This window comes from Shewanella sp. SM29 (assembly GCF_025654245.1).
In the GTDB taxonomy this organism is placed as follows: Bacteria; Pseudomonadota; Gammaproteobacteria; order Enterobacterales; family Shewanellaceae; genus Shewanella; species Shewanella oncorhynchi.
The window spans coordinates 1-21636 of sequence record NZ_JAKKRN010000028.1 but is presented as its reverse complement, the minus strand read 5'-3'; the positions used below and the strand labels follow the sequence as shown (position 1 = coordinate 21636).

Sequence of the window (21636 nt, the reverse complement as noted above, 5' to 3'; positions counted from 1 at the left end):
GCCGACTCTAGCGTCGGCTTTTGCTTGAATGATATAGAGCGCGAGAATCGGTCACTCATCGACTTAATCAAAGTAAGCGGAATTAGAATAAGCGGAGCTTTACTTTCACTTAGACACGCAGTCGAGTGTCAAAAAAGGCTAAGCTGCGCGCCCAAGCGAGTTCGGCGGTGGCTTTATCGTATCGTCCTGTAGAGTCGTTATGAAAACCGTGATTCACATTCGGGTAAAGATAGGCGACATAATCGGCTTTGTTGGCTTTTAGCTGGGTTTCGTACTCGGCCCAAGTGTCGTTTACCCGCTGATCGAGCCCAGCAAATTGCAACATAAGTGGCCCCTTTACTCGGCTACGCAGTTCTGCAGCCGCGGGTGTGCCATAGAAAGGTACGCCTGCATTGAGTTCATCGGGAATCGTGGCGGCCAGCATATTGACGATATAGCCGCCAAAACAAAAACCCACGGCACCGAGTTTACCATTGCTTTGGGGATGGACTTTTAAAAACTGCGCTGCGGCAATAAAGTCTTGCTCGATTTTGGCTCTGTCTAAACTGCTTTGCATGGCGCGGCCCGCATCATCATTGCCCGGATAACCACCTAGGGAATAAAGTGCATCGGGGGCGAAGGCGATATACCCCTGCGCGGCTAAGCGGCGAGCCACATCTTCGATATAGGGATTAAGGCCACGATTTTCGTGCACCACTAATACCACAGCGGCTTTTTTACTGAGATCTAAGGTTTTCGGCTCACCTGCGGCACTGCCCGCGAGCAATAACTCATCGGGCATGACTAAGTAGCCGCGCCCTTCACCATAACCATTTGGCGAGGGAAACTTAACATAGCTGGCTTGAATACTGGGATCGTTAAAGGAGACTTGCTCGGCGAGGGCATAGTTCGGCAAAAGTGCGCCCGTGAGCATCGTCATGGTGAAACCTAGCGCCACCAGCCCAGCGAGCCGCCCCATAAACTCACGGCGATCGATAATGCCATGGGCATATTCGTCATACCAGTCAAAGGCTTCCTGCGGTATCGATTGCGGCGGCTCCACATCCATTATCACTATTTCTTGCTGTGTCATTAACTTATCCTCCATTTACCAAGCTAGCAAAGAGTGCGAAATACCCAGACCCAAATAACCTATCAGTACTAATTCATTGCGCATTTACATTAGACAAACTGACCCGCTAAGTTCACTAGATTATGAGCAATAATGGGAAACACTAAGCTGCCCGTTCGCTCTCTTAACCAGAGTAAAATAAAACCATAGAAACCTGTAATCAGAATTGAAATAAGCGAGAACTGCCACTCACCGCCGCTATACATAAGTCCATGTACTAGGCCAAATAAGATAACCAACAACAAACCTGCAATATTGAGTTTTGCACCAAAGAGATTAAAGCGCTGAGAAACCACAGCAAACGAAATACAGTATAGCAATATCCCTCGAAACATTGGCTCTTCATCAAACCCTGGCATTAACGCCTGATACAAGAGTTTCTCGGTATCATAGTTAGGCCCATTACCTAAGGAATATGAGAGTATCAACTGCAAGCCTATAAATAAAATAATAACAATAACAGCAGGTTTGACGGAGCCTAGGTTTTGTTTCCAAGTAAAACCCGCATCAGCTAACTTAACTCCCTTAACAAAAGTCTTAAGTAAAAATAAGCTGACGATCCACAAAAGTATAGAAGCAACCTTACCGCCCCAATTCCAATTTAAGTCAGGGATTAACTTATCAAGGGGAATAATATTCCCGCCCTTTAATACGGTAATAAAATAAGCAGTAAAGAGGAAAAATGATAAAGCCATCCAACCGATATTAACGTTAACCTTACCAAGACGTTCGAAGAAAAATACGATTAATACGATAATACCGACATTACCAAGTAACGATAAAAATAGATCCAACATGCTCACTCCTCATTTTTATTATTTATATACAACTATCTAGGAGAGTGAGGCACTTGTATTCATGTTAAAGCGACTCCTTTCGCCAAATAATGCAGCTGTTGCTATTTTGTTAACTTACATCAGTAAATGCAAGCAGTTATCATCAAATGGCACAAACGGCTGTCGGTTAGGGCAAGGCTAGCTTAAAATAGCGATTTAAATTCTAGAGGGCCTAGCGTGATACAACATAGAGCTAGCCAGATGGTGATATTCCACACTCTGGTGACCAGTGGTAGTTTTACCCAAGCGGCGGCCAAGTTAAAAACCTCGACTTCCTATGTCAGCAAGCAGCTTGGCGCACTGGAAGCCGAGCTGAACTTGCTGTTAGTCCAGCGGACCACTCGCACCTTAGTGCTAACCGACGCGGGCCAACAGTTTGCCCATTACTGTGAGCAAGTGTTTGAAGCGACGCAAAATGCCGATGCGATTATGCTGGATGCCCGCGATGACATTAGCGGGACGATTCGTCTCGGTTCCTCCCAGTCCTTTGGCACCTTACACATTATCCCCGCGCTGGAAGTGTTGCAGCAAAAGTACCCCGAATTGCGATTTGAGCTAAGCCTGTTCGACCATAAAGCCGACATGCTAGAAGAAGGCCTAGATCTGTGGATCACTAACCATGAACAGCTGAACGAAGGTTATATCGCCCAGCACCTCGCCGAGACTAACTTTGTGGTGGTCGCCTCTCCCGATTATTTACTCAAGCATGGCGTGCCACACCATCCACAGGCGTTAGCGCAACATAATTGCGTTATCTATCAAAGCAAGAGCCGTAATTATGATCGCTGGAGTTTTGCTAAGGATGACCTAGAACAAACCGTGCATGTGGCGGGGAATTACCGTGTCGATTTAGCCGAAGCCGTGCGCAATGCGGTGATTGCCGGGCGCGGCATAGGCTATGTGGCCACGTATTTACTCAGTGATGAGTTTCAAAGCGGAAAACTGATCCAACTCTTACCCGATTGGAAACCACTACAACAGATGCCCGTCTATGTGGTTTACCCGAGGCGGCGCCATTTACCGACTAAGTACAAGGTGATAATCGAGTGTTTAAAGTCCCATATCGGCCACCCGCCCTACTGGGATAAAAAGCTCAAACCTTGGTTAGGTAAGACAGTCACTTAAACTGCAGCCACTTAAGCTGCATTTCAAACCAGCACAGACTACGACACCAGCCTAAAGTCGTCTGTGGCGTGATTTCGATTATTGCCACAGGCACAAATATTATTTCCTCTGGGCAACAGTAGCTAAAATAGCTTTTATTCTCCTGCATAAACAGCAAGTTAAACTGTTGCTATTTTCGACTGTTTTATCGTAACAGCCCAGTAACGCCCTCGACTTGCCCTTACTGCGACTCGGCCTACAATGCGCGGCTTCTTCCTTAACTCAAAAGAATAATCCCTTATGACCGCGATATTAGGCATGATTAGTATCTTGTTTTTTGCTTGGTTACTGTCAGTGAACCGCAAGAATATTCCCTACCGCACTGTGATTTTAGCCCTAGGCTTACAAATTATATTTGCCCTGTTAGTGCTCTACGTCCCTGCGGGTAAGGCCGTATTGCAATCCGTTACTGCGGGCGTGTCGAGCGTGATAGCCTATGGCAACGAAGGGATTGGTTTCCTGTTTGGCGATCTCGCCACGGGTAAAGTCGGCTTCGTATTTGCAATCAATGTGTTAGGTATCATCATCTTCTTCTCGGCGCTGATTTCAGCCCTGTACCATATTGGTCTAATGCCTAAGGTGATCAACATTATTGGTGGCTGTCTGCAGCGTTTACTGGGCACGGGCCGCGCCGAGTCTTTATCTGCCACGGCGAACATCTTTGTCGGCATGATTGAAGCGCCGCTGGTGATCAAACCTTATTTAAAGCACATGAGCGATTCGCAATTCTTCGCGGTCATGAGCTGTGGTTTAGCCTCAGTCGCGGGCGGCACCTTAGTGGGATATGCCGCTTTAGGTGTCGATCTTAACTATTTGATCGCCGCCGCCTTTATGTCGGCACCTGCGGGTCTGTTGATGGCAAAAATCCTCATGCCGCCTAGCGACAATGACAAACACAGCGCCGATGAAATCACCTCTGTCGAATTGCCACGCGCCACCAATGTGGTTGAAGCCTTAGCCGATGGCGCTATGTCTGGCATGCGGATTTCTGTCGGGATTGGTGCCACTCTACTGGCCTTTGTCAGTGTTATCGCCCTACTGAATGGCATGTTAGGCGCTGTGGGTGAATGGTTCGGTTACCAGTTAAGCTTCGAGTTCTTGCTCGGTTATCTGTTCGCCCCTATGGCATGGCTGCTGGGTATTCCTTGGCATGAGGCCATTACTGCAGGCTCACTCATTGGCCAAAAAATCGTGGTGAATGAATTTGTGGCCTTTATTCAGTTAATGAAAGTCGAAGACCAACTGAGCGCCCATTCTCAGGCCGTTGTGACTTTCGCCCTGTGTGGTTTCGCTAATATTTCCACTATGGCAATTTTGATCGGTGGACTGGGTAGCATGGTGCCAGAACGCCGCGAATTTATCGCCCGTAATGGTTTTCGCGCCATTGCCGCTGGCGTATTCGCTAACCTCATGAGTGCGGCAATTGCCAGCGTGATCCTCTCGCTGTAATCCATCAGCTTGGGCTTTTTTAGGCACTCATCTCACCATTGAGTTAGCCACTAAGTTAGCCACTCGCGCGCAGCAAAACCGCTATCAACACAGACCCAAATCAAGCAAACTTGGTTTGGGTTTTCTTTTATGCCTCAGATATTTTTTGTGTATAATGTCGCCAGAAAAAGATTAATGAGTTTACATTTCAATAACATGCGTAGCCAAAGGAGTACGAATGGCCATAGTGAAATACAAGGCAGTTAACGCCGCAATCACACTGACAATGGCAGGTATAACACTCTTGTTAACCGCCTGCGATAACTCAACGTCACCCTCCAATTCAGTTAATACCAACATACCCACAGAGCGTGAATATCAGATTATCTCCACCATAAACCTCAATGATGGCTTTGAAACCCGCAAAGTGCTGCAGGCACGACTGCTGCTGGATTACCAATTACAGAATGCAGAGGGTAAGGCGGCCAGCTTAACAATGCCATTAACCCATAACGCCCGTTTTTTTATCCAACCTAATATGCTGCAAATTAGCGATTATGGTATGCCGATTCCGGTGAGTAATATCGACCCTAAAGGTAACTCTAATGAAATCTTTCAGTTGGTTAAAGACGGCTTTAATGTGGAATTTAACAATGGTGAAGTCCGCCAACTGACTCCCATTGCCAAAATGGATCAAAAAGATATCAAGGAATTATTTGACCACTGGGTGAATCTTAATAGCTTGTTTAAACAAGCTCCAACCTTGCCTGTAGCACTTGAGCCTAGGGTCGGTTATAGCATCAGCGCCCCCATGGATGCACGCCTAACTTGGACGGTTGAGCAAGTGACCGAAGATAAGTTATTTGCAGTAGTACAAGGTGAGAAAGACAACTTTAAGGCCTATGGAAAGTTCGAGCTTAACCGCAAAACCGGCTGGTTAGAGAGCATGGCGTTTTTTCAACAGGAAGAGAGCAAAGGCAGTACCCTCACCCGCCGCATCGCCATGGCGCCCAAGGATAGCCCTTATATCATGAACATGCTTTGGCATGCCGACGCTCGCTACGATGCCGAACGTGATATAGATGATATGCAAAAAGAACTCTACCCTATTAGCGATGCTCCGCGGGAATATAAAGCCCATGATAAGGACTTTATAAAATCCTTATTATCTGATCAACAAGGTATTCTTGATAATATTGGCCCATGGGGCGCTGACACTCCAGAAGTGCTGCAATTGCGCTTTGTGCATAATATAAGCCCGCGATATGTGGTTGCTAATGTGCATTATGAAGACTTAGCCGCCTTTGATGCCAGCGGAAATCCAATAGACATTCACTTCTGGCAGCACAGCAGAGGTGTGGCAATGAATTTCAACCGCTCGATTGAGTCTTCGGTGGATCTTATCGCCACAGGCTGGGACAACACCGCCAATAAACTCAAACTGATAGACCATATCACCGCCAAGCTGACCCTTATCCCCGAAAGCAATAAGATAGTCGAAAAGTCGTGGGATGAACTGGTCGCGAATCCTTACGCCTTCGGCGATGCGAGCCTCACAATTCAGGTGCTCGACGCCGAGGCAAAGCTATTTAAAGTCGTAATAAAGCAGAGTAGCACTCAAAACATTAACCTTCCTTTTCAGCAATTTAAAGGAAGGATGGCCGAAGCCCGTCGCGATGGTGATTATCCTAAATGGTTAACGGTGACGGATAAGGAACTGCTGGGGGAATTAATCGGTGTCGATGATCCTCATCACCTTAGCACCCGCGCCCTGCTAATTAAGCTAGATGAGATCCCTAAAACCGTTGTAATCGTAGAGAACCAGCCACAGCCGGAGTTAAGCCAAACCAAGAACATCCGCTTTGTGACCTTTACCGACTACAACCAAAATCTGGCCAATCCCCTAAGCGAGTTTGGCAATTCAAGCCTTGATAGCTTCATCTATCAGGATCTTGAGTCATCAAAAGCTGAAATCAGTGCTATCCAAGGGATAAAACCTGTCACTGATAATGGTCATAATCTATATATTCCCATGTCAGCCGCCTTGGCGACCGCCTGCAAACCTGAAATAGAGCAAGGTTTTAATGAGGGTAAAAACCCCGTCACTTGGCAGTTTGATCCCAATGCCCCCAACGGTGCCGCCTATATTTTGATGACTCCGGATCACGTGCGGCAGTTCTTCTACGATAAACAGATCAAGGGCAAGATCCGGTGCCAAGGTGATATCCATTGGCAGCCTTTAGAACTGCCCGTGACTGACCGCCCTTGGTTAATCGATTTGCAGTCTTGGCTGACGCAAACCGGATATGGCAATGAGCCGAGTAGCGATCTTAAAAATTACTTTAAGGTCGAAGATGCCCAAGGCAATCTGTTAACCATTCGACTCCCTGAAAATACTGAGCAGCGGATTAACGAGGTGCTGATCGATGGTCGCTATTTAAGTGTCGTAGGCCCCGCCGCGAAGGTAAGTTATATGACGATCTCTAAAGACCCCGTCGACATCCCCTATGAATTCACCTTTAAACCTTTGCCATAAAAAGGAGCGGTTATGCGTCTATTTACAGTAAAACTGCTCCTTGGAGCACTGGTACTTATCTGTATCACTATCAGTGCCAATGCCAATGCCAATGCCAATGCCAATGCACAAAAGGTGTTACTCGATGCCCATTGGAAGGTTGTCAAAGATGAAAAACAGGCTCAATACTATCTAAAACAATCGACCGAAGTTATCGACGGACATTATAAGGCTGAGATTTATTACAAAGACAAAGATATGCTTTTCTGCGCCAGTGCCCTCGCCGATAACAAAATCGGTAAAACCCTCACGAGCGAACAATTCCGCGGTGCTTATCAATGTTACTTTGAGGATGGCAAGCCGTACGAGCAAGGCTTTCGCAATGGGCAAGGCCAACTTCATGGCCTGCTCAAAAAATATATCGCCACGGGTCAATTGTATGTTGAATCGCACTATGAAAATGGTGTGAAACAAGGCCTCGAAACCGCTTACTGGAATGGCGGCAATATCCGCTACAAAACCACCTTTAAAGATGGACAGGCAGTCGGCATCAGCGAACATTTTGGCCCCGAAGGTGAAGTCACCGCCAAGATCTGCAATGACCCGACCTGTGTGAGTCAATATTTTAATCTTGGCAAACTTAACCGTGAAGCACATCGTGTTGATGGCCTATTGCATGGCACTGAGACAACTTGGGGCCTGAATGGGCAAGTCATCTCGACCCAAGAGTTCGTTAAAGACAAAAGGCAAGGTGACTATTTTGAATATTTTGACAATGGCAAAGTCGAGCGTCACTACCAATATCAAGCTGATTATCAGGTCGGTGAGCAACTGACTTATTATGAAAATGGTCAGATCAAATTAAAGGAAGTGACCAACGATAAAGGGGATGCCCTCCAATCCATCGAATACGATGAGCAAGGGCAAATAAAAAAAACCACCGACAGCAAATACCAAGGTAATCGCTGGGTTTATCGTAAGCAGCAGCGCTTTAGCAAGGGCCAACTGATTGAGAGCACAGAAAACGACATACTCAAAAACTGGTCACTCAGCGAAGACTACCAGCAAGGCGAGTTAGTGAGTCGCAGCGAGGAACTCGATAAAAAATTGACTGGCTTACATATTAAATCCTTCGACCAAACTGATGTAAACACCGTTTCCCGCGAGTATTTTAACGAGGGCAAGCGTGAAGGCCCCTATGAAATGGTGAAAATCGACCATAAAACCGGTAAGCGTTGGGTGGCCGAGCAAGGTCAATATTCCAATGACAAGCCCTCAGGCAAATGGAAGAAGCAGCAAGAGGATACCAGCCTCACCTTTAGCTATGATGACAATGGTGAACTCCATGGCGAGTTTCGTAATGAGACAAGTTCAGGGCAACTGCTTGAATTAATAAACTTTAACCATGGCAAACCCGAAGGATTAGTACAACGCTACGCCACTGACGGCCAATTGTATGAAAAGGGCGAATACCGCAATGGGCAACAGGATGGCGACTGGGTGTACACCCATGGTGAGTACGGTTTCCGCCCAATACCCAATCCTGAAAGACGCTATTGGTATGGTAGTTTCGATCTAGGCAAGCAAGTCGGCCATTGGGAATTGCGCTCAGTTGAAGACTATGTGCTCGAAATCGCCAATTATGACGAGCAGGGCAAACTTCATGGTAAGCAATATGAGTTTGAGGAGCATGGCTGGATAGAGGTGATTAATAGCTACAATCATGGGCAGTTTTTAAATCAGGAAACACCGCCACCTGTGGTGACCAGTGACTCTGGTTTCCCGATGTTTTAGCCTAAGCATATTCGCTTAATCGATTAATCGATTAACTTAACCCTTGGCGCTGTGCACTGTATATAAGTGCACAGCCCGATAAATAAACTCAACAGCAAAAAATTAGGATTCTTGTATAGGCCGCAAACGGCGCGGCCTTACGACCCAGAACAGAGCAAGGAATCAGCATGTTCAATACGCCATTTCGCTTTATCAGCCTCGCGATTGCGGGAGCCAGCTTAACCAGTGCCCATGTACAAGCAGCGCAAAATCTCTCCTCCATGATGGTCGAAATCCGCCAACAGGACGGAATTCCCAGCTATTACAATCTCGCCACTGGCATGCCCTTAAATGGCGATATCGCCATAGTGCGCGACAACCAAGGCTATACCTTAGGGCAGTTTTCCGAGGGGATCCCTAATGGTAAATGGCAAGTATTTCATACCAATAACAGCAAGCTAGTCGAAGGAAACTATCTGCAGGGTTATCAAGATGGCACTTGGCATATGTTCGATTTGAGCGGCGCCGTTACTGAGGAACAGCAATTTGCCAAAGGCGTGCCCACGGACGAATGGAAAGAATACAACAGCAGCGGCCATCTCTGCCAAGCTACTTATTATAAAGACGGTAAAAAGGAGCAGGTAAGACGTTTCTATGACAGTGGCAAACTACAAACCCAAGAAAGCTACCTCGATAACCTGCGCCACGGGAAATGGGAAAGTTTCTATGAAAACGGCACCTTGTCCCAAAGCCAGAGCTATGCGAACAACCAACTCTCAGGTTCTTATTTAGAACAAAATCCCAATGGACAAGCCACAGTGACGGGCCGCTTCGATGCCGAAGGTCGTCGCCAAGGAGCATGGGAAACCTTTTTCGATGACGGGACTAAATCGAGCAGCAGCCAGTTTAATCTCAATCTGCTCGAGGGTGAAGAACGGACATTTTACCCCAATGGTGAACTCGCCAGCCGCTGCCAATATAGCGCTGGGCAACGCCAAGGGAAATGCCAGCAATTTAATGATGCAGGTAAGTTACAAGTTGAAGAACAGTATGTTAATGGTGCATTGGACGGGCCACAGCAATATTTTAATGCCGAGGGCATTCTCACCAGTGCTCTCAACTATAAACAGGATCAACTCGCTGGTACGCAAAAATATTTCCACAACAACGGCCAACTTAAAGAATTACGTAACTACCAAGACTCAAAGCAGGCTGACAATGGTCAATATCCGCTTCATGGACCATCGGAGCGTTATGACACCGAAGGTAATTTGCTCGAAAAAAGCCACTACGATATGGGAATTAAGGATGGCCAATTTGAGCGCTATCACGCTGGTAAGCTGCAATCCTCCGAGCAATGGCGACAAGGGCAGCGTCACGGTGAATCACGCCGTTACCACAACAATGGCAAGCTGCGGACGCTAGATCAATACGTTGAAGGTAAACCAACAGGGAAATCAGAAACCTATTTTGACGACGGCACAGTGAGTGAGCGCGGCGAACGTATCGATGGCCAATGGGTCGGAAAATATGAGTCATTTTACGATAACGGTAAACCTCGGGAAGTATCTCACTACGCACGGGATAAAAAAGACAATGCCAGTCGTTACCCTCTTGATGGCCATTTCGCCCGCTGGTATGCCAATGGTGATCCCAATGAAGAAGGCTCATATCAAAACGGCAATAAAGAAGGCCTATGGATACAGTACAGCGAAGGCCTGAAACAACGGGAGCAAACCTTCGCCAATGGCAAACTTAATGGTAACTATACAGAGTATTACCACGGACGCCGCCGTGTGACTGGGGAGTATCTGGACGACCAAAAAACCGGTCTATGGACGGATTATCGCTACGAAGAAAAAGACCCTACCTATGGCACAATCCCCGAGGGGAATATCCAGCAAAAAAGCCATTGGCAGGAAAACAAGCGCCACGGAATTCGCGAGTTTTACAGCTTTAAGCAAGTGGTTTACCGCTCAGAAACCTATGATAAAAATGATAAAACAGGCACATATGCCGAGTACTATCCCAACAATGGCCAGCTAAAACTCAGCGGGGCTATGGATAAAGGTAATCAAACTGGATTGTGGGAAAGCTGGTTTGAGGATGGAATGCAAGCTGCTAGCACTGAGTTTTTAGACGGTCAAAGCCATGGCCAAACGAAAGAATATTACAGTAACGGCCAACTCAAATTAGAGGCAATTTATGCTAAGGGGTCGCTTGATGGTCAAGTTAAGCAATATCACCAGAACGGTAAGCCAGAACTCGTTGAAACTTGGGTGAAAGGCCAAAAAGAAGGCGATGCCAGCTATTACCACAACAATGGCAAGTTAGCCGAACAAGGCACTTATCTTAGGGATCGCAAGGAAGGTCTATGGCAAAGTTTTTGGCCTAATGGTGAAAAACGCACTGAAGGCAGTTATCTCAGCGATCGAGAATCAGGGGATTGGAATCATTATGATCAACTCGGCAAGCTGATTAAAACAGAACACCATGGCTAGCTTAAAAATGGGGTTTTAGATTAAAAAGCGATCTAGTTCAAACATTTATCCTTAACTCCAAATCTAAAGGAAGTTTCATGCAAAGTGTGCCATAACCAGTGTCTATACTAACGGCCTTTTTTTTCGTTTAGGACAAATTGCCTATGAAGACATTTATGAAAGACGAGTTAGCCCTGCTACTGGGAATACTGACCTTAGTATTCTTTAAAACCGGTGGCGATAGCTTACTCGCCGATGGCACCGCCCTCTCGACCTATATTCCCGTTTCACTCGCCCTATTGGGTGTAGTGACTTGGGCTATTTTCTCTGTGGTACGCCACTCAGATGCACTAGCGATTAAGCTTGGCGATCCCTATGGCACCTTAATCTTAACTTTATCGGTCATTTCACTCGAAGTGGTGATGATCTCCTCCGTGATGCTGACCGGAGAACCCAACCCTGTCATGGCGCGCGACACTATGTTCGCCGTCGTCATGTTGATCATCAATGGCTTAGTGGGCTTTACATTATTACTTGGCGGCTGGCGTTACCATACCCAGCATTTCAATTTAGATGGCGTAAAATCCTATCTCGTGGCGATTATTCCCCTCGCCCTACTCTGTTTAGTACTGCCTAATTTTACCGAAGGTGGCACTATTGGCGGCATGTCTAAAGCCATGTCTTGGATGCTGATCATTATTTCAATTCTGCTCTATGGCGTCTTTTTAGTGGTACAGACGAAGAGCCACAGCCATTTCTTTGTCGATGCCGATCATGAAGACCATGAGGAACACCACGGCATACTGCGCAGTAATGCTTACCATACGATTCTATTAATTGGCTACTTACTCGTGGTCATTTTGCTGGCAAAAACCTTAGCTATGCCCATCAATTACAGCGTAGCTACCCTAGGCGCTCCACAGGCATTAGGGGGCTTTATTGTGGCCTGCTTGATTTTATCTCCCGAAGCTGTGGGAGGCTTTAAGGCCGCGTTAAACAATCAATTACAGCGGGCGATGAATCTGTATTTTGGCTCAGTGCTCGCGACGATTGCACTCACAGTCCCTGCGGTATTAATTATTGGCAGCGTGATAGATCAAGAAGTCCATTTAGGCCTGTCACCCGCCGACATGGTGCTATTAATCACCAGTTTAATGGTCTGTAAGGTAAGCTTTAGTAGCGGTCGCACCAATGCATTGCATGGCGCGACTCATATAGTCTTGTTTATCGTTTACTTGTTCTTAATGTTTGAACATGCCTAAACTTTATTAAATCCAAGGCCGAGCGTGATTTATTTGCGTCTCGGCTTTACGCTTTTCTCATCCAGATTGACCCGCAGTAAGAGTACAAACCAAACTAAAGCGCCAACAATAAACCAGATAAAAATCCACACTAACTTATGGCCATTACGAGCCTCAAATGGCTCAAATTTAGGCATAAAAATCGTTTGATGTTCAGCTTGATAAAGCGGACTTTTTTGTGCGGCGCTGAGCAACTCTGAACGAAGTGAGGATGGGGCTAATCGTTCAAGGTAAACAAAACTCTGGGGATCCAACTCATTGAACTCATTTAGGGATTTAGCCAAAAACGCTTTGAATTGCGCTTCTTTCTCATTGGGTTCAAGTCGATTACTGACCTCCTGCTGATAAACTTTACCATACCAAGCGAGGGCCTTAGCATGCCAACTGTCTGCACGCTCTGCAAAAATCGGCATAGCGATATACAGCGCCATATTTAAGTGACTACTATGTTTACCTGTAACCTCTAGGCTTCGCTGCAAACCAATTTGCGTCTTATCAATATAAGATTGCTGCAACTGATAATACTGAGTATTTTTATGGAGATACAATTCTTGTATCGATGCTAATTGCGTTAACCTCCCCGTGGTCGTCTTGAGATATTCCTGCGCAACGATGCAAGGAACAGCCATTAATTGCACCGCAATCAATAAATAGAAAAAGCGCGAATTATCTTTAACAAACTTGAGTCGTTTTAGCCTAGGCCTGATATAAATGATCGACAATAGCCAAGACAGTATCTGCGGCAGCCACAAATTAACGATATCTTCATCTAGGCTAAAAAACTCAAGGTTAACCAACAACAGCCAATGGACAAAACTGTAACCAGAAACAAATAACAGGCTGATAAATAAGAAGGGAAAATAGATAAGTTGAATTTTTTTTAAAAATACATCCACACGAATGTCATCCTTGAGAACATAAAATAACGACTATGGTACGCTCAAATCCATCATAAATTTACCAACATTGAGTAGAAACTCAAAGCGTTAAAACATAAAGGCCAGATTGATTGCTCATCTGGCCTGTTATGTTTGTACTTTTATAAAGCTGCAACCGAGAAACTAGGTCTCACTCAACTTAGCTAATTGCTGCTGGCTACGTTGTTTCTTGTATTGCTTAGCTTCAGCAGGAATAGGGGTTACTTTGCCAGTCTCTAACCAGTTACGTAAACGGTTAGCATCCGCAATATGCGTATATTTGCCGTAGGCATCGAGCACGACAAATGCCACTTGGCGTTTTGCCATTTCAGTACGCATCACAAGGCAGTGCCCTGCTGCATTCGTAAAGCCTGTTTTGGTTAGATGAATATCCCAGTTATCTTTATAAACCAAACGATTGGTATTACGAAAATCTAAACTGTATCTTGGGTTGGCAAAGGTAACCGTCTTCTTCTCGGTCGAACTCAGCTGGCCTAGCATAGGGTACTTTTCACTGGCCTTGAGTAATACAATCAGATCACTGGCACTCGAAACGTTTTTATAGGATAAACCTGTAGGTTCAACATAGCGGGTATTTTTCATTCCCAGCGCTTTTGCTTTGGCATTCATCGCCTTAATAAAAGCTTTATGGCCACCGGGATAATGATGTGCAAGACTTGCAGCGGCACGGTTTTCTGATGACATTAAGGTCAGTAATAACATTTCTTTTCGGCTGATTTCACTGCCGATACGAACTCGAGAATAAACACCTTTCATTTCTTTGGTATCACGGATGTTTACCGCAAGCTTTTGCTCCATAGGTAACTTTGCATCCAGCACCACCATAGCTGTCATCAACTTAGTGACAGATGCAATTGACATTACTGCATTAGGATTATTGGAATAAAGCACTTCATTGGTTTTTAAGTCCACGACTATCGCACTACGTCCTGCAATTTCTTGCTTTAATGGTGCTTGCTTCGTTTTTGCTGTCGATTGAGTTTTGGTGCTTTTATATGCGACAGAGGCCGAATCGGCTGAATGCGCTGTCGTGGCAACGGTGAGACTGCTGCACGCAAGAATAAAACTACTGAGCAGAAAACGGATCTTCATATAGATTTCACTGAATAGATAAGGGATCGATTGTGCTATGGCACAGGTTTTGGCTAAGTATAGGAGTTCTACAGTGAAAGAAATAGAATGCAATTAGACTTTTATCAGTAAGATCAGCACTTTCTTCTCAATTTTTTTATATAAAACCAGCTTAACCTGTCACCAATTCAGAGCAATAAAGCATCTAGATCTAGGCTTTTCAATTGCAGTAGAGACAAAATCTTAGAAAGAGGCTTTTTTCAGTAGAATAATTTGAAATGAAAATAATGGGCGACTTTTTGCACTTTTAACAAAAGTCCCTGTACAACAGTGGTTTCAAGCATCTAAATACGTCATTTTAGGCGAATGAAAGCGTTAACATACGCCATAAAATGTCGCGTTATAGCATCTTATCCGCTAGCGTAAGACAAATTCGAGTAAAGCTTCAGTATCTTCGCTCTCTTGTATCAGTTGGTCTGTCAGCACAAAACCGTGTTTGAGCAGTACTCGCTGTGAAGCTAAATTATGTTTAGCCACATGGGCAAAAAGGGGTCTTAAACTGACTAAAGGTAAAAATTGCGCTAAGGTCTGTGTCGCGATACCTTTGCCCCAATATTCACGGTCAATCCAATACCCTATCAGCGCTTGTCCATCACTTTGCCAATGTCCAATATTGCCCACAAACTTGCCATCAACCAATATCGCCCTTGGTAATACATTCACTTGTCCCAGAATATTTTGATGCCAATGTTTAAAAAACGCTTCCCGATCCCGAGGAGGAAATTGAGCAAGCTGGTTAGCAATGGGATCGCTTTGATGCACAAAAATAGCTTCAAGATCACTTACAATAATCGGGCGTAAACTCACGCTGTATTGTGTGTTTGGTTGTTTGTCTGACTTACTAGACATAGGTATCACCATTAATACTATGTATTTCAACTTGGTACAGCATGCCACATTTTATGAAAGTAAGCTCAAAAAAAAAGCGCATAACCGAGAAGGAGTTAGCGCTCGAAGAGGCAAATTTGCCGAAATTGAGGTGTGTAAATTCAAACCATAAAACTCACACGATAGCATTCAAAGCCTAGATAAAAATCAATGCAAAAACGGGTGCGCCTAACACCATAGCGATACCAATAAAAATCATAGTCAAACTGGCGATAACGCCCTCTTGCTTGCCGATTTCATTAGCTTTTGCGGCGCCCGCACCATGGGCAGATGCCCCTAGAGCCACACCTTTACCTAACGAAGTACGAATACGCATAAATTTAAATAAGGGATCGCACACCAAGATGCCAATGACGCCTGTAATTAACACCATCATGGCCGTCAACTCAGGCACGCCGCCAAAGGCACTGGTCGCCTCCATCGCAAAGGGAGTCGACACCGAACGCACCAGCAAACTCTTAGACAATTCCACCGGTAAAGGCACAAACTTCACCAACAGCCAAGAAGACATCATCCCCAAAAACAATCCCGCCGTCACGCCTAAACCAATCGTCAGCGGATACTGGCGGATCAAGTTACGCTCACGATAAATCGGCAAAGCAAAGGCGATAGTCGCGGGCGCTAACATGGCCATCAACCAATGGGTGTATTCAAAATAGGTTGGCAGCGGGATCTTAAGATTAAACACCAATAAGGTAATCACTATTGGCGCTAACACTATGGGCGCTAACCACCAGACTCTATGGTACTTATAGAGACGCTTGGCACCGAAGTAACAGAATATTGTCAGAAATAAGCTGAATAAGGCTAATCCCGTCTGCGACAACACAAAATCCACCACTTTTGAGTCAGTCATCATTAAGCCGCCTTAGCGTGGCGACGGGCTTGCTTTTTGATGTTCAGTTGGCGCTCAAAACGAAACACTCTATCGACCACAAAGCCTGTACCAAACATCACACACACACTGCCCATCACTAAAGTGAACAATATATTGGTGCCGTATTGCTCAAACAAACCTTCGTACTTAATAACGGATATCACTGGCGGGATGAAAAACAGCAATAACTCACCAATCAACCAAGCTGCGCCCAGTTGTACGGCATTTTCAGGAATGAGTTTAAAACCTAATAAAAATAAGAGTATGCCTAAGCCAATCACACTCCCTGGAATAGGAGAATGTGCCCAAGTGGCGAACCAGTGACATGCGAAGGACAGTAAACAGAAGAGGCCGATTTGGCTTAATAACAAAGCCCAATGTCGACACTGACGTATTGCGGCTTGTGGGAATGACATGATTTTCTCGGTTAGAACAAAGTTTTCTATAGGGCTATTCTAGGCTTGCCTATTTGATAAAAAAAATGAATATTAAGAATGTAATGCATGAATTTTAAGAATACATTTAAAGGTGAACCTTAATGGACCTCAAAGTTATCCGCTATTTTATCGAAATCGTCGATGCTGGAGGCTTCGGTAAAGCCAGCGAAAAAGTCCATCTCACCCAACCTGCACTATCAAAAGCCGTACGCCAATTGGAAGAGGAGCTAGACCTCATCTTACTCGAACGCGGTAAACGCGGCACCCAAGTCAAACTCACGCCCGCGGGCGAAGTTGTTTATCGACATGGCAAAGAGTTACTCGCTGGCCGACAACGCATGCTCGCTGAACTCACGGCCCAACGCAGTTTAACCGCGGGCGAACTCAATCTCGGATTGGCTCCTCTAGGTAGTGCCGAAATTTTTGCCCCGATTATTGCCAAATATCGCCAGCAATATCCGCAGATAGAGATGCACTTACTCGTCCGTGGCGGTGTAGAGCAAACCGCGGCAATCCAAAAGGGCGAAATTGAACTGGCTACTGGGATTATTGATTTTGATGAGGGTTATGACGGCATACGCGTGTTTAACGATCCTATGGTAGTGGTACTGCCTAAGGAAAATCCGTTATCCACCAGACAGATATTATCGTTTAGTGATCTCAGTGCCGACCCTCAAGTGATGTTCGAAACCGAATACACTCTCTATCAATTAGTGCTCAATGCCTGCCGACAGGCAGGATTTGTCCCTAAAAACATCACCCGCGTTAGCCAAGCCGATTTCGGTATTGCCTTAGTCGCCGCGGGCACAGGGGTTATGGTATTACCGCGCTCCATCGCGCGGCGCTACAGCGTGCCAGGCGTCGTAAATATCCCGCTGGCGAGTGACGAGCTGCGCTGGGAGTTATCCCTCTTTTGGCGCAAAGACCAAGTATTGTCCTTCGCGGCTCAAGCCATGATCGCCTTAGTCGAGAAGCACTTAACCCATAAATAACCCTATTCTTACCAAGGAACCACTAAGCTTAAACGCACTAGCGTATCGCTATCCCATGGCAGAATAGGCAAATACTCAGCCGAGTTAACATCGACTTTGGCATAGTGGTCTAAATTGTATTGCGTGTGCTCAGCACTCAGCATTAACACGCTATTAGGCCGCCAAAAATCGGTTTGGTAACTCAGCTCAAAGCGGTATTGATTCTCTAACCATTGGTCTTCGTCTTGCCAGGTTTGTGCGGCCACTTGCATATGTAGCTTAGGCGTCACATTAGCCCCTAAACTCCCCATAAAGGTATAAGCAAACGTACCATTCCCAAAATCGCCACGATCGTAACCTCGGGTTCTAGGCACATCATCATCGATTTCGAGATAGTAATAACCCGCACCCGCCTTGAACTGGGCCTGTAATGCTTGCCCATCAAAGTTAGCTGTCAGCCCAGGAAATACCTTAGCTTGTTTCTCCACCGAGCTAACGGTATTACGCTTTCCCTGTAAGTCGAACTGCCAACCGAATGAAAACGCGGGATTAACACGATAAAGTTCACCGCTCGCGGCATAGGCAGACTTAAACCACACAGGGATGTGGTCAGGGTCGAGTTTATCGACATCTACGTCTATATAGGCATCCAGCGCCGCCGTCAGCAAAATATCGCTTTGGGTTTTATGTTCTAACAATAGACTCGCATTCACCCCTAAGGTGTGAGAATCCTCGACCACAAAATCATGGCTGCCTAAGCTGTAATGCCACTGAGTTTGCTCTTCGGCCTGCAGTGCACTCGATAAGCACAGAGCTAAGCACACTAATGCTGAGTTGAGATAGTTCACTTTTGACTCCTGAAACATCGTTTCTAGCTTGATAATCAAATCAGCCAGAGGATTAAACTGCATAAAATAGGAATAACAACAACTAAGGTTGCCGTTAAAGAGCGGCTAAACTAGCCAATTTAATCAAAGAATAATAGGCGATAGTTCAAATTATGACACTCTCATTGAGAAGCCGCTAATAAACACCACAGGAGTATAGATAGCCAAAAACCTAACAGTAACAATAGTTATAGACCAAAGCACAATAATTCAACCCAGAAAAAACAACTTACACACAAATTTGTACAGGAAAGCAGCGCCCCTCAATCTTGCGACTGAAAACTGCAAAATAGAAATGAATTTTTAATCAAATTAACAGCATAATTATTGACACTTAATGCTCATCTGCCTATAGTCGCCACACTGATAGTGAAATCGAACAAGAGAGTCTTAAATGAAAAAGTCCATGTTATTAGGCGGCCTGACCTTAACTGCCACCTTGTTGTTAGCTGGATGCGGAAAAAGCGATGACGTGTTAGTCGTTGGCACCAATGCCGCCTTCCCTCCTTTTGAATATGTTGGCGGCCAAAGTGGCGATGAAATCAAAGGCTTTGATATCGATCTGGCCAAGCAAATCGCTAAAGATGCGGGCAAGACGCTCAAAGTCGAAAACATGAAGTTCGATTCACTGATCGTCGCGCTTAATTCAGGCAAGATTGATTTTATCGCCTCAGGTATGACGATTACCGCTGAACGTCAAGCAAACGTAAACTTCTCTGAGCCTTACTACGAAGCGACTCAAGTCGTACTCGTCAACAAAGATAACGATAGTATTCATACGCTTGAAGATATTAAAGGCAAACACTTTGCGGTGCAGTTAGGCACAACCGCTGACATCATGTCGAAGAAATACACCCAAAATATCACCGCCTTTAATACGGGTTTCGAAGCCATTATGGAGCTTAAAAATGCCAAGGTGGATTTAGTATTATTCGACAGCGAACCTGCCGCTAACTATCTGGCTAAAAATCCTGAATTAAAGATGATTAAACTGGATTTTCCTGCTGAGTTTTATGGTTTCGCCGTGTCAAAAGAGCAGCCTGAACTGCTGGCGAGCATCAATAAAACACTGGCTAACATGAAAGCCGACGGCCAATATCAGACGCTAGTTTCTGCCCATATAAAGTGATATCAGCATGATAGACGCAATTAATACCTCGCTGTTTAGCCCGATTGGCAAAGATGGCATGATAGGCATACTGCTGATATTAAATGGTTTGAAAGTGACGTTAATCGTCACTTTCTTCGCCATGTTATTAGGCGCAGTGTTAGGCATTGGCACCACCTTTATGAAGATGTCGTCTAAGTGGTATATCCGCTTCCCCGCCAATCTTTATGTCGGTGTGATCCGTGGCACCCCAGTAGTTGTGCAATTAGTGATCCTTTACTTCATCGTGCTTTCTGCCTTAGATGTCGATAAGATCACTGCCGCCATTATCGCTTTTGGTCTCAATAGCGGCGCGTATATTTCTGAGATAATCCGCGCAGGGATTCAAGCCGTTGATAAAGGTCAAACCGAAGCGGCCCGTTCACTTGGCTTGTCCCAAGCAATGACCATGAAGTCGATTATTCTGCCCCAAGCGATTAAGAATATTCTGCCCGCACTTGGTAATGAATTTATCGTGCTCCTCAAGGAAACCGCCGTCATTGGCTTTATCGGTGGTGTTGACCTTATGCGCGCCGGTGAAATCATCCGTAGCCGTACCTTCGAGGACAGTGTGCCCTTATTTACCTGCGCCCTTATTTACCTATTCCTGACCTACAGCTTCACATTTGTGCTGTCGAAATTTGAAAAGAGGTTGAAACAAAGTGATTAAAATAACCAACCTGCATAAAAACTTCGGCGATAACCAAGTGCTCAAGGGCATTAGCGAGCATATTCGTCAGGGCGAAGTAGTGAGCGTGATCGGTCCAAGCGGCAGTGGCAAGAGTACCTTTTTGCGCTGTATTAATCTGTTAGAGCAGCCAAGCCAAGGCGATATCGAGATTGAAGGTCAATTGATCACAGCGCCAAACGCCTGCGTAGATAAACTGCGGCAAAAAGTGGGCATGGTGTTTCAAAACTTTAACCTGTTCCCCCATAAAACCGTCATCCAAAACATCACCTTAGCGCCCATTAGTCTAAAACTGATGACGCCAGCTCAGGCCGAGACCAAAGCCCTCGACCTACTGGCACAGGTTGGTTTAAGTGACAAAGCCAATGCCTACCCCGCCAGTTTATCAGGCGGCCAAAAGCAAAGGGTCGCCATTGCCCGCGCATTGGCCATGGAACCAGACTTGATGCTGTTCGATGAGCCAACATCGGCACTCGATCCTGAAATGGTCGGTGATGTATTAGACGTGATGAAAGATTTAGCGCTAAAGGGCATGACCATGGTCATTGTCACCCACGAAATGGGCTTTGCGCGCGATGTATCCGATCGAGTGATCTTTATGGACGGTGGTTATGTAGTCGAATCTAGTCCGCCAGATGAGCTATTTAGCCACCCGAAAGAAGCCCGTACCCAAGCGTTTTTAAGCAAAGTATTACGCTAGCTTAAGCGGCTTAAGTCCTGTCACTCACGCTCACTGTCATGACCTTTATAAGTACGTGCAGTGAGCGAAGGATTCAAATTAGGATCCCAACATTCAACGTTTATGACAAAGACTAAATTAACCTGAGATCGGTTTAACTAGCCATAACTGTAATAGCATTAAACTCTGCGTTAGTGATGTTCAGTTGTGGCTTATTGTCTTTCAATTGATAGGCGATGAGTCCCGCAATCATGTTGAGCATAAAACCATGTACGCTGCGGTGTCTAGAGTGCTCTATTTGAGAGATGTTTTTTAACTGGTCGTTGATGGTTTCTATGATGAAACGTCTAGACAGCATCGCTCTATCCCACAACGACATCGCTTT

At 45.5% G+C, this 21636-nt stretch carries 19 protein-coding genes; 10 read left to right on the top strand and 9 right to left on the bottom strand.

Going from position 1 to position 21636, the window contains the following annotated elements; genetic code table 11:
- Positions 1–109 precede the first annotated feature (109 nt).
- Positions 110–1072 (bottom strand): dienelactone hydrolase family protein, encoded by a 963-nt coding sequence (locus tag L5L77_RS17085; protein WP_263161599.1) that lies wholly within the window; start codon positions 1070–1072, stop codon positions 110–112.
- An 89-nt stretch (positions 1073–1161) separates the two neighbouring features.
- Entirely contained in the window at positions 1162–1908 is a 747-nt protein-coding gene (locus L5L77_RS17080) for a CPBP family intramembrane glutamic endopeptidase (protein WP_263161597.1), read from the bottom strand.
- A gap of 216 nt (positions 1909–2124) precedes the next feature.
- Here L5L77_RS17080 and L5L77_RS17075 point away from each other — a divergent pair, with 216 nt between their 5' ends.
- The 6 genes from L5L77_RS17075 to L5L77_RS17050 all read left to right on the top strand — a co-directional run bounded on the left by L5L77_RS17075 (position 2125) and on the right by L5L77_RS17050 (position 12569).
- Positions 2125–3072, top strand: a complete 948-nt coding sequence (locus L5L77_RS17075) for a LysR family transcriptional regulator (RefSeq protein ID WP_028761657.1) — start codon at positions 2125–2127, stop codon at positions 3070–3072.
- Positions 3073–3351: 279 nt separating this feature from the next.
- Positions 3352–4560 carry a NupC/NupG family nucleoside CNT transporter gene (locus tag L5L77_RS17070; protein ID WP_263161593.1) on the top strand — a complete coding sequence of 403 codons (1209 nt, stop codon included), beginning with the start codon at positions 3352–3354 and terminating at the stop codon, positions 4558–4560.
- Positions 4561–4777: 217 nt separating this feature from the next.
- The gene (locus L5L77_RS17065; protein ID WP_263161590.1) at positions 4778–7075 is read left to right on the top strand and encodes a hypothetical protein; all 2298 of its coding nucleotides are present in this window, start codon (positions 4778–4780) and stop codon (positions 7073–7075) included.
- Between the two features lie 12 nt (positions 7076–7087).
- On the top strand, positions 7088–8848 hold the full coding sequence (locus tag L5L77_RS17060) for a toxin-antitoxin system YwqK family antitoxin (protein ID WP_263223270.1): 1761 nt from the start codon (positions 7088–7090) through the stop codon (positions 8846–8848).
- A 167-nt stretch (positions 8849–9015) separates the two neighbouring features.
- The gene (locus tag L5L77_RS17055; protein WP_263223269.1) at positions 9016–11328 is read left to right on the top strand and encodes a toxin-antitoxin system YwqK family antitoxin; all 2313 of its coding nucleotides are present in this window, start codon (positions 9016–9018) and stop codon (positions 11326–11328) included.
- Between the two features lie 143 nt (positions 11329–11471).
- A complete protein-coding gene (locus L5L77_RS17050) occupies positions 11472–12569 on the top strand; it encodes a calcium:proton antiporter (RefSeq protein WP_025008445.1) in 1098 nt (365 codons plus the stop codon).
- A 29-nt stretch (positions 12570–12598) separates the two neighbouring features.
- On the opposite strand, the gene L5L77_RS17045 is transcribed toward L5L77_RS17050, so the two are convergent.
- The 5 genes from L5L77_RS17045 to L5L77_RS17025 all read right to left on the bottom strand — a co-directional run bounded on the left by L5L77_RS17045 (position 12599) and on the right by L5L77_RS17025 (position 16858).
- Positions 12599–13504, bottom strand: coding sequence for a hypothetical protein (locus tag L5L77_RS17045; protein ID WP_263223268.1), 906 nt, complete (start codon positions 13502–13504; stop codon positions 12599–12601).
- A 165-nt stretch (positions 13505–13669) separates the two neighbouring features.
- Positions 13670–14638: a D-alanyl-D-alanine endopeptidase gene (gene pbpG, locus L5L77_RS17040; RefSeq protein ID WP_105251600.1), complete on the bottom strand. Its 969-nt coding sequence runs from the start codon at positions 14636–14638 to the stop codon at positions 13670–13672.
- Between the two features lie 396 nt (positions 14639–15034).
- A complete protein-coding gene (locus tag L5L77_RS17035; RefSeq protein WP_263223267.1) occupies positions 15035–15526 on the bottom strand; it encodes a GNAT family N-acetyltransferase in 492 nt (163 codons plus the stop codon).
- Positions 15527–15701: 175 nt separating this feature from the next.
- Positions 15702–16421: an LrgB family protein gene (locus tag L5L77_RS17030; RefSeq protein WP_263223266.1), complete on the bottom strand. Its 720-nt coding sequence runs from the start codon at positions 16419–16421 to the stop codon at positions 15702–15704.
- A gap of 2 nt (positions 16422–16423) precedes the next feature.
- Positions 16424–16858, bottom strand: a complete 435-nt coding sequence (locus L5L77_RS17025) for a CidA/LrgA family protein (RefSeq protein WP_028761649.1) — start codon at positions 16856–16858, stop codon at positions 16424–16426.
- A 122-nt stretch (positions 16859–16980) separates the two neighbouring features.
- Here L5L77_RS17025 and L5L77_RS17020 point away from each other — a divergent pair, with 122 nt between their 5' ends.
- Positions 16981–17871 carry a LysR family transcriptional regulator gene (locus L5L77_RS17020; protein WP_219254006.1) on the top strand — a complete coding sequence of 297 codons (891 nt, stop codon included), beginning with the start codon at positions 16981–16983 and terminating at the stop codon, positions 17869–17871.
- Between the two features lie 8 nt (positions 17872–17879).
- Here L5L77_RS17020 and L5L77_RS17015 read toward each other — a convergent pair whose 3' ends face one another.
- A complete protein-coding gene (locus tag L5L77_RS17015; protein WP_263192298.1) occupies positions 17880–18698 on the bottom strand; it encodes a hypothetical protein in 819 nt (272 codons plus the stop codon).
- Between the two features lie 433 nt (positions 18699–19131).
- Between L5L77_RS17015 and L5L77_RS17010 the strand changes: the two genes are divergently transcribed.
- Genes L5L77_RS17010 through L5L77_RS17000 form a run of 3 tightly spaced genes read left to right on the top strand, consistent with a single transcriptional unit; the run spans position 19132 to position 21272 of the window.
- On the top strand, positions 19132–19866 hold the full coding sequence (locus tag L5L77_RS17010) for a basic amino acid ABC transporter substrate-binding protein (RefSeq protein WP_006085902.1): 735 nt from the start codon (positions 19132–19134) through the stop codon (positions 19864–19866).
- A gap of 7 nt (positions 19867–19873) precedes the next feature.
- Positions 19874–20554: an amino acid ABC transporter permease gene (locus L5L77_RS17005; RefSeq protein WP_263192297.1), complete on the top strand. Its 681-nt coding sequence runs from the start codon at positions 19874–19876 to the stop codon at positions 20552–20554.
- A complete protein-coding gene (locus L5L77_RS17000; RefSeq protein ID WP_028761645.1) occupies positions 20547–21272 on the top strand; it encodes an amino acid ABC transporter ATP-binding protein in 726 nt (241 codons plus the stop codon). Before L5L77_RS17005 ends, L5L77_RS17000 begins: the two co-directional genes overlap by 8 nt.
- 133 nt (positions 21273–21405) lie before the next feature.
- Here L5L77_RS17000 and L5L77_RS16995 read toward each other — a convergent pair.
- A partial coding sequence (locus tag L5L77_RS16995; protein ID WP_263185067.1) for a transposase occupies positions 21406–21636 on the bottom strand: 231 nt, incomplete at its 5' end.

Bases quoted from the DNA above. Each gene is read 5' to 3' on its own strand.
- L5L77_RS17080 (WP_263161597.1), bottom strand. From the start codon at position 1,908: ATGTTGGATCTATTTTTATCGTTACTTGGTAATGTCGGTATTATCGTA.
- L5L77_RS17010 (WP_006085902.1), top strand. From the start codon at position 19,132: ATGAAAAAGTCCATGTTATTAGGCGGCCTGACCTTAACTGCCACCTTG.
- L5L77_RS17035 (WP_263223267.1), bottom strand. From the start codon at position 15,526: ATGTCTAGTAAGTCAGACAAACAACCAAACACACAATACAGCGTGAGT.
- L5L77_RS17050 (WP_025008445.1), top strand. From the start codon at position 11,472: ATGAAGACATTTATGAAAGACGAGTTAGCCCTGCTACTGGGAATACTG.
- L5L77_RS17070 (WP_263161593.1), top strand. From the start codon at position 3,352: ATGACCGCGATATTAGGCATGATTAGTATCTTGTTTTTTGCTTGGTTA.
- L5L77_RS17055 (WP_263223269.1), top strand. From the start codon at position 9,016: ATGTTCAATACGCCATTTCGCTTTATCAGCCTCGCGATTGCGGGAGCC.
- pbpG (WP_105251600.1), bottom strand. From the start codon at position 14,638: ATGAAGATCCGTTTTCTGCTCAGTAGTTTTATTCTTGCGTGCAGCAGT.
- L5L77_RS17060 (WP_263223270.1), top strand. From the start codon at position 7,088: ATGCGTCTATTTACAGTAAAACTGCTCCTTGGAGCACTGGTACTTATC.
- L5L77_RS17025 (WP_028761649.1), bottom strand. From the start codon at position 16,858: ATGTCATTCCCACAAGCCGCAATACGTCAGTGTCGACATTGGGCTTTG.
- L5L77_RS17085 (WP_263161599.1), bottom strand. From the start codon at position 1,072: ATGACACAGCAAGAAATAGTGATAATGGATGTGGAGCCGCCGCAATCG.
- L5L77_RS17005 (WP_263192297.1), top strand. From the start codon at position 19,874: ATGATAGACGCAATTAATACCTCGCTGTTTAGCCCGATTGGCAAAGAT.
- L5L77_RS17065 (WP_263161590.1), top strand. From the start codon at position 4,778: ATGGCCATAGTGAAATACAAGGCAGTTAACGCCGCAATCACACTGACA.
- L5L77_RS17020 (WP_219254006.1), top strand. From the start codon at position 16,981: ATGGACCTCAAAGTTATCCGCTATTTTATCGAAATCGTCGATGCTGGA.
- L5L77_RS17030 (WP_263223266.1), bottom strand. From the start codon at position 16,421: ATGACTGACTCAAAAGTGGTGGATTTTGTGTTGTCGCAGACGGGATTA.